Consider the following 12,025-nt stretch of genomic DNA (forward strand, 5'->3'; position numbering starts at 1 on the left):
CCATTCCGAACCCGGAAGCTAAGCCCACCTGCGCCGATGGTACTGCACCTGGGAGGGTGTGGGAGAGTAGGTCACCGCCGGCCAATAACATGGTTAGAAACGACTAGGCCGTCATCTGGTCTCATGTCCCCGCTAGGGGGTGTGGGATCGGGTGGCGGCCTTTCGTCATGCCCGGGGTCCCTCTCCCGCTCGAGCCGTCGCAGGCGGGAGAGTGGCCCCTCGGTTATTCAGTGGCCGGCGCGCTACAGCGAGTCCATGTGCGCCCGGAGCTTGTCCAGCGCCTCCCGGATCACGGCTTCGCGCTTGCAGAATCCGAACCGGGCGAGATTGCGCCACCGGGGATCCTTGGGATCCTCCACGAACGCCGGCACGGGAATCGCGGCGACTCCGACGGTCTCGGGCAATGCCCGGCACGTCTCCATGGCGTCGCCCAATCCCAGGGGAGAGACGTCGGCGACGACGAAGTATCCGCCGTCGGCCCCATGGACCTCCAACCCGAGCTCCCGCAGCCCGGAGACGAGAACATCCCGGTTGGACTCCAGCTCGGCGGCCATCGACTCGACCCAGTCACCGCAGTCGTCCAATCCCCGCGCCACGGCCGGCTGAACGTGGGTGACGCCGACGTAGCTGAGGAACTGCTTCGCCGTGGCCACCGCGGACACCAGTTCTTCGCAGCCGAGGACCCACCCCGTCTTCCAACCGGTGACGTTGAACGTCTTCGCGGCCGACGAGACGACCACGCACCGATCGCGCATCCCGGGGATGTCGGCGATGGAGGTGTGGGAGTGGCCGTCGAAAAGCAGGCGCTCGTAGACCTCGTCGGCCAGCACCCACGCCCCGGCCGCGACGGCGACCTCCGCGACGGCCTCGAGCTCGGCGGCGGTGAAGATCGTGCCGGTCGGGTTGTGCGGGGTGTTGACGATGATCATCGCCGTGTCCTCCCGCACCGCCGCGCGCAGGGCGTCGACGTCGAGGCGCCAGCCGTCCTCGCCAGACCGCAGCGGAACCGCGGTCCACTCCGCGCCGGCCAGCTCCACGGCGGCGCGGTAGGAGTCGTAGAAGGGCTCGATGAGCACCACGTGCGCCCCCGGCTCGACGAGCCCGAGCACGGCCGCGGTGAGGCCCTCGGTGGCGCCGACGGTGACCAGGCACTCGGTGCCGGCATCCCAATTCTGGCCGAGCCGGCGGGCGCGGTCGTCGCAGATCGCGCGGCGCAGCTCCTCGACGCCGCGGCCGGGAGCGTACTGGTTGTCGCCGCGGCGGATGGCGGCGATGGCCTCGTCGAGCATCTCCCGCGGCCCGTCGCTGTCGGGGTAGCCCTGGCCGAGATTGATGGCTCCGGTGGTCTTGGCCAGGCGGCTCATGGTGGCGAAGATGGTCTCGCCCAGCGGGCGCAGGCGGCGCACGGTGGGGCCGTTCGGGTCGATGCTCATGGGGTAGACGGTATTCGAACGGGCCGCGGCGGGGCCATCCGCGCCGGCTGGCACAATGTGCGGCATGAGTGAACCGATCTCCGGCTTCGACGCGCGCCCCGGCTACGACCCCGCCAGCGAGGGCTTCACGCCCGTGACGTCCGACGAGGGCAAGCTGCGGCAGCTGGTCGACTACCTGGCCGAGCACGTCTCGGCCTACCGCGATGCGCCGCCCGTGCCGTGGTCGGGGACTGGGGAGGAGGTCGCCGACGCCCGCGCCGCCGCCAATGCCCGCATGGCGCGGCTTCCCGACGCGATCGTCCACGCCTCCATGCTCGTCCTAGGCGCTGGCGTCGACCACACGCTGCCCTTCGTCGCCTTCGACGGCGCGGGGTGCCGGATCGAGGACGTGGACGCGGCCGGCGTGCCCGTGCGCGTGTTCGTGCCCGGCGATCCCACGGGCGCGGTCGTCGTCGCCGCGCATGGCGGCGCGTGGTGGATGGGCGACGGCGCGGCCCTCGACGGTTCCTTCGGCCCGGATTGCGCGGCGCTGGCGCAGCGGTCGGGTGCGGTGGTCGTCGACGTCGACATCCGCCTGGCGCCCGAGCACCCCATGCCGGCCGCCGCCGAGGACATCGCCGCCGTCGCGCGCTGGGCGCGCACCGGCCCGCTGCCGGAGATCGCCGCCGACGCCCCGGTCGTGCTGTGGGGGAGGTCGTCGGGCGGGCATGCGGCGGTGGTTGCCGCGGGGTTGCTTGACGACGACGCACCGGACGTCGGAATCTCTTCCATCGCCCTCACCGCACCGTCGCTGGATCTGCGGGGACGATCGAAGGAGATGCTCACGGCCATCTTCGGCCACGCCGATGCCGCCGACCCCACGGTGTCCCCGGCGCTCGGCGAGCTGCCGGGGGTGCCGCGGGCGCACGTGCAGCTGGGCACGATGGACGAGACGGTGTCGGGCGGGGACGTGGTCGTCGACAAGCTCCTGGCCTCGGGCCGGCCCGCGACGTCGGCGGATTTCCTGGCCACCCACCTGGTGGCGGTGCCCGCGGTGCAGCGGGCGCGGATCACCGACCTGGCCCGCCACGTCCTCGACGCCACCGGCACGGCCCGCGAGCTGCCCGGCGACCCGGCGGGGGAGTACGACAAGGACGCCATCGACCGCGCCAACCGGGAATCCTGGGGGAGTTAGAGCTCCAGCAGGTCGTAGCGGGTGTCGCGGACCTCGGCGACGCGCTCGAGGTTGGCGCGCAGCAGCTGCCAGTCGCCCTCGGGGATGGTGCGCTCGGCGTTGCGGCGGGTGCGCGTGGACGGGGTGGCCCAGGCGATCGGCACCGGCGTGACCTGGTCCCAATGATCGCGGCCGCGGCGGTGCTTGCCGCCGACGGCCACCGACGGTACCCGCGCGCCGACCGTCCGCGGCGTGCCGGAGACCTTGGACACCGTGCGCAGCACGAGCGCCCGGCGGGGCTCGGCGCCCTCGTCGGAGGCGGTGTCCACCAGCGCCATCAGCGTCATCGTGCGCGGCTCGACCTCGGCGATCATCGCCGGCGCCAGCGGCCACGTGTCGTAGAGGTCCTGAGGGGTGCCCGTCGTGCCCGGCAGCGTCAGCGCCACCCACGCGCACATCGTGCCGAAGGTGATGGCCACGATGCCCACGCCCAACCCGAGAGCGGACGTGCCCAGCAGCCACAGCGCCAGCGCGCCGCCGGCCCACAGCAGCACCGCCATGATGGCGGCGGAGATGCGCAGGCGCTTGCCGTCGCGGAAATACTCGTTGTTGGCGGTGTTGTGGGCTTCGTCGACGGTGAAGTCGAAGCTCATCGGGTTGGGTCCTTCCTGGGGTGGGTGGTGCGTCGCGGCGCGCGCGACTACAGCGTATCGCCCGGCAGCGACGGGCCGAGCAGCTCGTCGGCGTCGGCGATGCGGTAGGCGTAGCCCTGCTCGGCGAGGAAGCGCTGCCGGTGGGCGGCGTACTCGGTGTCGAGGGTGTCGCGGGCGACGACGGAGTAGAAGATCGCGCCGCCGCCGTCGGCCTTGGGGCGCAGCAGGCGGCCCAGGCGCTGGGCCTCCTCCTGGCGCGACCCGAACGTGCCGGACACCTGCACGGCGACGGCGGCTTCGGGCAGGTCGATGGAGAAGTTGGCCACCTTCGACACCACGAGGGTGGTCAGCTCGCCGGAGCGGAAGGCGTCGAAAAGCTCCTCCCTGCGCTTGTTCGGGGTCTTGCCGTCGATGACCGGCGCGTCGAGCGCCCGGCCCAGCTCCTCGAGCTGGTCCAGGTAGGCGCCGATGACCAGGGTCGGCTCGCCGGGGTGTCGGTCCAGGAGCTTTTCGACGACCGGGATCTTCGTGGGCGACGTGGCGGCGAGGCGATAGCGGTCCGTCGCTTCGGCGGTGGCGTAGACCATGCGCTCGGCTTCGGTGAGGGTGACGCGGACCTCGATGCAGTCGGCCGGGGCGATCCAGCCCTGCGCCTCGATGTCCTTCCACGGGGCGTCGTAGCGCTTCGGCCCGATGAGGCTGAAGACGTCGCCCTCACGGCCGTCCTCGCGCACCAGCGTCGCCGTCAGGCCCAGGCGGCGGCGGGACTGCAGGTCGGCGCTCATGCGGAACACCGGGGCCGGCAGGAGGTGGACCTCGTCGTAGATGATCAGGCCCCAGTCCCGGGAATCGAATAGTTCCAGGGCGCGGAACTCGCCCTTCGTCTTGCGGGTGACCACCTGGTAGGTGGCGATGGTCACCGGGCGGATCTCCTTGCGCTCGCCCGAGTACTCGCCGATCTCGTCCTCGGTCAGCGAGGTGCGGCGCAGCAGCTCGTCGCGCCACTGGCGGCCGGCGACGGTGTTGGTCACCAGGATCAGGGTGGTGCGGTTGGCGTCGACCATCGCGGCCGCGCCGACGATGGTCTTGCCCGCGCCGCAGGGCAGGACCACCACGCCGGAGCCGCCGTCGCGGAAGGAATCGGCGGCGTGGCGCTGGTAGTCGCGCAGCTCCCACGCGTCGTGCTCGCCGACCCACTCGATGTCGTGGGCCTCGCCGTCGACGTAGCCGGCGGTGTCGCCCGCCGGCCAGCCGACCTTGAGCAGCTCCTGCTTGATGCGCCCGCGCTCGGAGGGGTGGACCGTCCACGTGTCGGCGTCGATCTCCTCGCCGAGCATCGGGCGGATCTTCTTGTGGCGGGTGATCTCCGCCAGCACCGCCGGGTCCTTCGACTCGAGCACCAGGCCGTGAGCGGGGTGCTTGGACAGCGTCAGCCGCCCGTAGCGGTCCATGGTCTCCGCGACGTCGATGAGCAGCGCCTGCGGCACCGGGAAGCGCGAGTACTTCTCCAGCACGTCGACGACCTGCTCGGCGTCGTGGCCGGCGGCGCGGGCGTTCCACAGGGCCAGCGGCGTGATCCGGTAGGTGTGGATGTGCTCCGGGGCCCGCTCCAGCTCGGCGAAGGGGGCCAGCGCCGCGCGGGCGGCGTCCGCGTCGGCGTGGTCGATCTCGAGGAGGACCGTCTTGTCGGACTGGACGATGAGGGGGCCGTCGCCGAAGGACATGGGGCATCACCACTGCTTCCGGTTGGGGAAAAGACTCGCGTGCGGCCCGCCCGGGGCCGAAACGCGCCAAAACCCCATTATGACGCGGTGGGCGTCATGCGTCGAGGACGACCTCCGTCACGCGGTGCAGCAGGAAGCGCAGCACCTGGCCCGTCGCGGGGTCGACCGCGTCGACCTGGCCGCCCGACACCGTCACCGGGCGCACGCGCCTGCGGCCGGCCCGGCCGTTGCGGTCGACGAACCCGATGGTCACGTCGAGCCCGGAGCGGGCGGCGCGGTGCAGCAGCGCCTGGGCGGCCGCGCCGGTGGCGGGGTCGTCGTCCATGCCGATGCGCGTGCCGTCGCCGGTGTCCGCAGCCCGGTCGCCGGCCTGGATGGATTGCAGCGCCTGGCTGATCCGGCCGTCGTCGGCGCGGGCGGGCGCGGCCGGGCGGCGCGGGGCCTCCGGCACCCGGAACCGCTCCGGGCGCAGGTCGAGTGCGGCGCCCAGCGGATCCTCGGCGATGGCCGACAGCCCGGCGTCGCGCAGGGCGGCGATCATCGCCGGCGGGGTGGCCTGGCAGATCGCGACGGTGTCCGCCAACCGGCGCAGGCCGAGGCGCTCGGCCACCGGATCCGCCAGCACCTGCGCCAGCAGCGCCGGGTCCTCGCACCGCAGGTACGCCGCCGCCGGGCCGCCGCGCAACCGGCCGTGGCGGCGGGCGACGTCGTCGATGAGGTAGGTCACCGACTGCGGCACCTCGCCCATCGCGCGGTCGGACAGGAACCCGTGGAGGTCGGCCGCCGACGTCCCGGCGTCGAGCGCGCGGCGCACCGACTCCTCCGAGATGCGGTGGACGCTGGCCAGGCCGGGCGATTCCAGATCGGTGAAGGACTCCAGCGTCTCCAGGAACGCGCCGTCGGCCGGCCCCGGCACCAGCAGCGTCAGGTCGGCCTGCACGATGAACTGCGTCGCCGGCGCCGGCAATGAGGAGGCCAGGGCGCCGGCCAGATCGCCGTCGTCGTGAAGCTCCCCGACCTTGCCCACCGCCGCCCTGCCCGCCGCGGACGCCCCGGCCCCGATGACGGACCCGGCGCCACCGCCGGCCGGCACCGCCAGGCCCAGCACGGCGAACTCGGAGAGGATCTCGGCCAGGACGTCGTCGGGGCAATGCGACGACGCGATCGGGGCGCGGGCGTTGAACCGCGCGCGGACGTCCGGGATGCCGGAACCGGGGGAGGTGCCCTCGCACAGCAGGCGCAGCACGCGCATCCGCAGCTCCGGGGCGCCGGCGCGCCGGGCGTCGGGGGACAGCAGGGCCAGCGGCTTGCCGGTCGGGCCATCGGCGCCGACCAGCCACGGGGCCTCCTCGGACGCGAGCCAGCCGACGATGAGGCGGGCCCAGCGCTGCGCGGCGCCGTCCTCGAGGAACCCGTCGGCCACCGAGGTCGGCGCGAGGTAGTCGCCCCCGGAATCGTCCTCCGGCAGCGGGCGCGGGGTGCCCACGTGGATCAGGCCGGCCGCCGACGCGATGGCGATGACGCGGGCGAGCTCCAGGTCGCCGATGCCCAGGGCGTCGACGAGGCGGCGATGTTCGCGCACTCCGACGGTGCCGTCCTTGAGCGTGGGCACGGCCCGCTCGCCGAGCAGCTCCAGCAGGGCGCGGACGGTGCGCAGCAGTTCCAGCGCCGCGCCGGCGGCGGCACCGTCGGGGTCGCGCAGCTCCACCGCGTCGGCCGGCCCGGGCCGCAGCACCGGCGGCCCGTCCGGGGGCACCGACCCGCGCAGCAGGGCGCGGACGCGGCCCGGCAGCCGCACCGTCGATTCGTCGATGCGCTCCAGCAGCCCCGCGGCGATGAGGCGCGGCACGGGCAGCGCGGGGTCGGCGCCGGGCGCGGCGTCGCGGGTGGTGCCCAGCCCGCCGGCGTCGGCCAGGGTGCCCAGCAGCTTGCGCTGGCGATCATCGGCGCCGGCCAGCGCCTCCCGCAGCTCGGCGCCGGTCGGCTCGCCGGGGCGCGGGATCAGGCGCCACCCGGCGGGCAGCGCGGCGACGACCTCGTCGGCCACGAGCAGATGGTCGACCCATTCCCCGGGCGTCTTTCCGGGCGTCTTGCGCGCCGAGCGCCCGGAAAACGCCCCCGCGCCGCCGGGCCCGTCGCCGTGGATGAGGGCCGATCGCCGCAGCTCGTCGAGGGCCTCGCGCGCGTGCGCGATCGTCGGCCGGTCCTTCGCGGGCACGCCGGCCGCCGACAGGTCCTCGCGGAGCTTGTCGACGACGCCGGCCGCCGCCACCGGTTCGGCGTCCCCGCCCAGATCGATCGCGGCTTCGAGCAGCGCCAGCCCCAGGGCGTCGACGTCGGACAGTGCCCGCTGCACGGACGATCGCAGCTGCAGTCGACCGGCCAGCGCGTCGGAGGACCGGGGCGGCGGCGACAGCGCATCGGGGCGGCGGCGCAGGACGTCGGCGAGGAAACCGTCGGAACGGGCCGCCAGCCATCGGCGAAACGGGGGGAAGGGGGTGGCGTGGGTCATGTCGGTTCCCACATTAGCCGGGGCGAAAGGTGACTGGCGTCGCCGTTTCTGAGATAATGATGAGCATGGCTAACGTTCAGAAGAAGAACCAGTACGTCGATCCGGGCTGGCCGCAGGACCTCGCCCCGGGCGAGCACCCCGTCACCGAAATCGTCGCCCGCCACGCCGGCGCCGACTCGCCCTACGGCGACACGACGTTCCCGGTTCCGGTGGAGACCCTGCATTACGTCCACCCGACCACGGTCATCAACAAGTAGGCCCGGGGCCCCGAACTTCAGGTCCGAGCCCGATGGTCACCCGGCGTCGACGGGTGCCCATCGGGCATTGGCCATGCCCGGGCATGGGGCTCTTCCAGTTGGCGCCCCACTTCTCCCGAATACGAAAAACCCGCCTCCGGTCACGCCGGAAGGCGGGTTTTTTCGTGGCTCCGTGGTGTCGGAGCCCGGGACTCGAGCCCGGTGGGCCCGGTCGCGGGGAGAGCGTGCTTAGACGAAGGACGGGACGCCCGGGATGGACGGCACGCTGGCCAGCAGCTTCTCCAGGATCTCGTTGTACTGGCCGGTGACCTCGGTCGGCAGGGCGACGCCCTGGGCGGAGGCGATGGCGCGGGCATCGGTGAGAACCTCGTTGAGGTCCGCGATGGTGCGGGCGGCCTGCAGGTCGGCGACGATGCCCTGGATGGTGGCGGCGTCGAGCGACGGGGCGGCGGCCGGGGCCTGGGCCTGCTCGCCCTGCGGGGCGGCGTAGTTCACGCCGGCGCCGGCGGAGCTCGGGTGCGGGCGGTCGGTCGGGCCGGAGCTCAGGCCCAGCTTGGCGGAGCAGGCCGGCCAGGCGCCCCAGCCCTGCTGCGCGAGGACCTTCTCGGCGACGTAGATCTGCTCTTCGCGGGTGGCCTGGTCGGCGGTCGGGGCGAACTCGCCGCCGCCGAAGCCGTTCCAGGTGCCGGCGGCGAACTGCAGGCCGCCGTAGTAGCCGTTGCCGGTGTTGATGGACCAGTTGCCGCCGGACTCGCACTCCGCCAGGCGATCCCAGTCGGAATCCGGGGCGGCGGTGGCGGTCGGGGCGGCCATGGCGGCGCCGGCGCCGAGGATGGCGCCGGTCAGGGCGACCTTGGCGGAGGTGGAGATGAAGCTGCGGTTCTTGGTGGCGTGACGGGCCATGGTGGTGGTTTCCCTCTCGTTGATTTCGGTGATTCGCCGTCGGGGTTAGCTGTCGGGTTCGGGCGGAAGGGATGCCCGGCGGACGTGGTGGTCCGGCTTCACCCCAGGGAGGTGGGCGCCGATGTGGCGCTTTCCCGGCCGGCTTGCGCCGGTGGTTTCCCCGACCCCGTCTCGATCAGGATGTTGTCCATGAAGTTTTCGCTGGCCTCGGGTCTCCGTGGTGCCGTCCCGGACGGGGTTGGGCGAGGGGCGGCGGAGGTGCCGTGGTGCGTCGTTTGCGTACGGTAGCGGTCGGTAACGGAATAGTCACGTTAACCGGACTGGCGGGGTGGCGGCGGTTTTTCGTCGAAAAGCAGGTGCTTTACGACGTTTTGGCTGGTCAACCCATATGATGTGGGGCATGTTGCGGATGGGGAAGAACTGAAATGTGACCAAGGTCACGTTATCATGCCGTGATCTTCGGGGGTTGATCGGCCGTGGGCTATACTTCGTTGTTTCACTTCATGTTCCGTTCCGCCCGCTCAGCCGCCCCGCGGTGACCGCGGGGGGACGGAGAGAACCGAGAGGAAGGTGGCCCCGGTGCCCATCGGCAAGGTCAAGTGGTACGACAAGGATCGCGGCTTCGGATTCGTGTCCAACCCCGGCGGGGACGACGTCTACGTCGGCCATGCCGTGCTGCCGGAGGGCGTCGAGGAACTGGCCAAGGGCCAGCGCATCGAATACGACTACGCCGACGGCCGCCCGGGCCCGCAGGCGCTGCACATCACCGTGCTCGAGGAGGCCCCGCGCTCCGGCCGCGCCGGCGCCGGCCGCCGCCCCGCCAAGCGCCACTCGCCCGAGGACCTCAACGGCATGATCTCCGACATGATCTCCATGCTCGAGTCCACCGTCCAGCGCGACCTGCGCTCCGGCCGGTACCCCGACCGCAAGCACGGCCACCAGATGGCCGAGGTCATGCGCGCCGTGGCCCGCGAACTGGACCACTGAGGCGCTGAGTTACTGAGGCGGAACTGGAGCCGAGTTACTCCCGGCCGGCGTCGTTGACGATGGACCAGGTGACGCCGTAGGCGACCTCTTCGCCGGCGTCATCGGAGCCGACGACCGTGGACGACACCTCGACGACGCCCAGCGGCGTGCGCTCGCCGTTGACCGACGCCGAGCCCGCGATGGTCTCCGTCTTCGATTCGCCCGGCTCCTTGCGGTCGGCGGAGTTGACGGACTCGTCGGCGTAGAAGCGCTGCAGGGCCCACGTCACGGAGGACACCTCGTCGGGGACCTCGATCTCCGCGGTCTCCTCAAGTCCGATGGACACGTGCGCGGTGGCGGCGTCGTCGGTGGTGCACGCGTCCTCGCCGCGGTCGAAGATGTTGCAGACGCGGTAGGGGGAGACCTCGAGCTCCTCGCCGCCCACGCGCACCGTCATGGTCAGCGCGGCGGGGTCGTCGACGGCACCGTCGTTGGCGCGGTCGAGGACCAGGACCAGGCCCGTGATGAACAGCGCGACCGCGACGATCACGCCGATGATCCGCCAGGTCTTCTTATTCGCCTTCGCCGCCACGGGCCCGCTCCTTCGTCGTCGTCCGGCCGGCGCCGCCCGGCGCCCGAACCGCGGGCCAGTCTAACGGCGGCTAACCGGCGGGCGTGAACCGGACCTCGAACAAGGTGGGCCAGTACTTGCCGGTGACCAGGAAGTGGTCGGTGCCCGGGACGTGGGCGATGCCGTTGAACACGTCCGCGCGGGCGCGGGCCGCGGGATCGAGGGAATCGACCAGCGCCGTGGCATCGGCGAAGCCCGTGACCGCGCCGGTGGCGGGGTCGATGCGCACGATGTCGTTGGTCTGCCACCGGTTCGCCCACACTTCGGGGCCGTCCGGGCCGTCGACGCACTCGAGTTCGTTGAGGTTGCCCACCGTCACCTCGCCGGCGGTGACGTCGACCCGGCCGGTTTCGGCGAAGGTCGCGGGATCGCGGAAGGTCAGCGTGTGCGAGCCGTCGGACATGACCAGGCGGTCGCCCTGGGCGCACAGGCCCCAGCCCTCGCCCTCGTATTCGGCGCGGCCGGTCTCCTCCAGCGTCACGGCGTCGCGGGCGAACGCCACGCCCTTCTGCCACGTCAACTGCCACACCACGTCGCCGGCGCGCGTGATGCCCTCGCCGAAGAATTCCTTCGGCAGGTCGTGCCGGTCCTGCGCCGGCGAGCCCGCCCGCCAGTCCGGCACGCGCCAGATCGCCGACTCGCCCCACTGGCCGGTGCCCACGAGCAGCGACCCGTCGTCGTCGATCTCCAGGCCCTGCGTGAAGGCGCGGTCGTCGAACGGGTGCTCCGCGACGACCTCGATGCCCAGCTCGGGGATCCCGGCGGCCTCGGCCACGCTCCCGCCCCGGTCGGCGCCGGCGGTGTTCTCCACGGGCACGGGGGAGGGGGATCCCGCCGGGGCGTCGTCAAGCGACCCACCGGAACAGCCCGCGAGGAGGAACACGGACGACAGGAGGCCGGCGGAGGCGGCCTTCGCGCTGAGCTTCATGCACCCCACTCTAGAATGGCCCGTGTGACAGACAACCGACGCCGCCGTTCCCGCAATCGCCGCCGCTCCCGCGGCCCCCTGTTGGGCGACCGGGCCGTCGGCATCGCCCGCGCCGCCGTCGACGACATGGACGAGGGCCCCGCGGGCGGCCACGTCGGCGTCAACGTCACCCACCCGGGGGTGGCCGTGCACAACTTCGCCGCGGAGCTGCCGGGCTACCGGGGATGGGAATGGCACGTGGTGCTGGCGTGCGCGCCGGGCACCGACCACATCACCGTCAGCGAAGTCGCCCTGGTCCCCGGCGACAGCGCACTGCGCGCGCCCGCCTGGGTGCCGTACGAGGAGCGCCTGCGCCCCGGCGACCTCGGCCCGCGCGACCTGCTGCCGCCCGCGTCCGACGATCCCCGCTTGACGACGGCCGACGCGGAAGACCGTGAGCTCACCCCGGAAGGATTGCGCCTAACGGCGGAGCGCTGGACCGACGGCGACACCGGGCCGCACGGCGAATTCGCCGACGAGGCCCTGCGCCATTGCGGGACGTGCGCCTTCTTCGTGGCGCTGGAGGGGCCGCTGGGCGCCGACTTCGGCGCCTGCGTCAACGAGTGGGCCTTCGACGGCGACGTCGTCCACGTCGACCACGGGTGCGGCGCGCACTCGGCCACCCCGGAAGTCACCGGCGCGGGCGCGCCGGGCGGCGAGGCGTACGACGATCAGGAGATCGTCGAGCGGGCGGATCTGCGGGGGCACTGACCCGGTGGTCGCCCGTGTTGCCCGGCGGGGGCCGCGAGTGCGATTCTGAGAGGCGCATTAACGATCCCCGGCCGCCGCGCCCCATCGCGGCGGCCGCCCGTCAAGACTGGAGCGC

General features: G+C 72.7%; 11 protein-coding genes, 1 rRNA gene and 1 riboswitch. Of the genes, 5 read left to right on the forward strand and 7 right to left on the reverse strand.

Annotated elements, in window-relative coordinates; genetic code table 11:
• Window positions 1–83, forward strand: a 5S ribosomal RNA gene (rrf, locus tag ACFWGD_RS12000); the annotation flags it as partial.
• 159 nt (window positions 84–242) lie between these two features.
• On the opposite strand, the gene ACFWGD_RS12005 is transcribed toward rrf, so the two are convergent.
• Window positions 243–1,433, reverse strand: a complete 1,191-nt coding sequence (locus ACFWGD_RS12005) for an aminotransferase class I/II-fold pyridoxal phosphate-dependent enzyme (RefSeq protein WP_377778922.1) — start codon at window positions 1,431–1,433, stop codon at window positions 243–245.
• Between the two features lie 64 nt (window positions 1,434–1,497).
• Here ACFWGD_RS12005 and ACFWGD_RS12010 point away from each other — a divergent pair, with 64 nt between their 5' ends.
• Window positions 1,498–2,607: an alpha/beta hydrolase gene (locus ACFWGD_RS12010; protein WP_377778923.1), complete on the forward strand. Its 1,110-nt coding sequence runs from the start codon at window positions 1,498–1,500 to the stop codon at window positions 2,605–2,607.
• Here ACFWGD_RS12010 and ACFWGD_RS12015 read toward each other — a convergent pair.
• The 3 genes from ACFWGD_RS12015 to ACFWGD_RS12025 all read right to left on the reverse strand — a co-directional run bounded on the left by ACFWGD_RS12015 (window position 2,604) and on the right by ACFWGD_RS12025 (window position 7,475).
• Window positions 2,604–3,239 carry a DUF3239 domain-containing protein gene (locus ACFWGD_RS12015; protein WP_377778924.1) on the reverse strand — a complete coding sequence of 212 codons (636 nt, stop codon included), beginning with the start codon at window positions 3,237–3,239 and terminating at the stop codon, window positions 2,604–2,606. The two genes, ACFWGD_RS12010 and ACFWGD_RS12015, sit on opposite strands and share 4 nt — an antisense overlap.
• A gap of 47 nt (window positions 3,240–3,286) precedes the next feature.
• On the reverse strand, window positions 3,287–4,963 hold the full coding sequence (locus tag ACFWGD_RS12020; RefSeq protein WP_377778925.1) for a DNA repair helicase XPB: 1,677 nt from the start codon (window positions 4,961–4,963) through the stop codon (window positions 3,287–3,289).
• A gap of 94 nt (window positions 4,964–5,057) precedes the next feature.
• Entirely contained in the window at window positions 5,058–7,475 is a 2,418-nt protein-coding gene (locus tag ACFWGD_RS12025; RefSeq protein ID WP_377778926.1) for a helicase-associated domain-containing protein, read from the reverse strand.
• Between the two features lie 65 nt (window positions 7,476–7,540).
• Here ACFWGD_RS12025 and ACFWGD_RS12030 point away from each other — a divergent pair, with 65 nt between their 5' ends.
• Window positions 7,541–7,732 carry a hypothetical protein gene (locus tag ACFWGD_RS12030; protein WP_377778927.1) on the forward strand — a complete coding sequence of 64 codons (192 nt, stop codon included), beginning with the start codon at window positions 7,541–7,543 and terminating at the stop codon, window positions 7,730–7,732.
• A gap of 228 nt (window positions 7,733–7,960) precedes the next feature.
• On the opposite strand, the gene ACFWGD_RS12035 is transcribed toward ACFWGD_RS12030, so the two are convergent.
• Window positions 7,961–8,635 carry a transglycosylase family protein gene (locus ACFWGD_RS12035; protein WP_377778928.1) on the reverse strand — a complete coding sequence of 225 codons (675 nt, stop codon included), beginning with the start codon at window positions 8,633–8,635 and terminating at the stop codon, window positions 7,961–7,963.
• 19 nt (window positions 8,636–8,654) lie between these two features.
• Window positions 8,655–8,834, reverse strand: a riboswitch (cyclic di-AMP (ydaO/yuaA leader).
• A gap of 380 nt (window positions 8,835–9,214) precedes the next feature.
• Here ACFWGD_RS12035 and ACFWGD_RS12040 point away from each other — a divergent pair.
• Complete coding sequence (locus ACFWGD_RS12040) at window positions 9,215–9,622, forward strand: cold-shock protein (RefSeq protein ID WP_377778929.1); 408 nt, start codon at window positions 9,215–9,217, stop codon at window positions 9,620–9,622.
• 34 nt (window positions 9,623–9,656) lie between these two features.
• Here the strand turns inward: ACFWGD_RS12040 and ACFWGD_RS12045 are convergent, their stop codons facing one another.
• Window positions 9,657–10,193 carry a DUF2771 family protein gene (locus ACFWGD_RS12045; RefSeq protein ID WP_377778930.1) on the reverse strand — a complete coding sequence of 179 codons (537 nt, stop codon included), beginning with the start codon at window positions 10,191–10,193 and terminating at the stop codon, window positions 9,657–9,659.
• 70 nt (window positions 10,194–10,263) lie between these two features.
• Window positions 10,264–11,160 (reverse strand): glutaminyl-peptide cyclotransferase, encoded by an 897-nt coding sequence (locus ACFWGD_RS12050; RefSeq protein WP_377778931.1) that lies wholly within the window; start codon window positions 11,158–11,160, stop codon window positions 10,264–10,266.
• 15 nt (window positions 11,161–11,175) lie between these two features.
• On the opposite strand from ACFWGD_RS12050, the gene ACFWGD_RS12055 reads away from it, so the two are divergent.
• Entirely contained in the window at window positions 11,176–11,910 is a 735-nt protein-coding gene (locus ACFWGD_RS12055; protein WP_377778932.1) for a DUF3027 domain-containing protein, read from the forward strand.
• Window positions 11,911–12,025: the final 115 nt, after the last annotated feature.

The organism is Corynebacterium sp. NPDC060344 (genome assembly GCF_042725215.1).
Taxonomy (GTDB): Bacteria; Actinomycetota; Actinomycetes; order Mycobacteriales; family Mycobacteriaceae; genus Corynebacterium.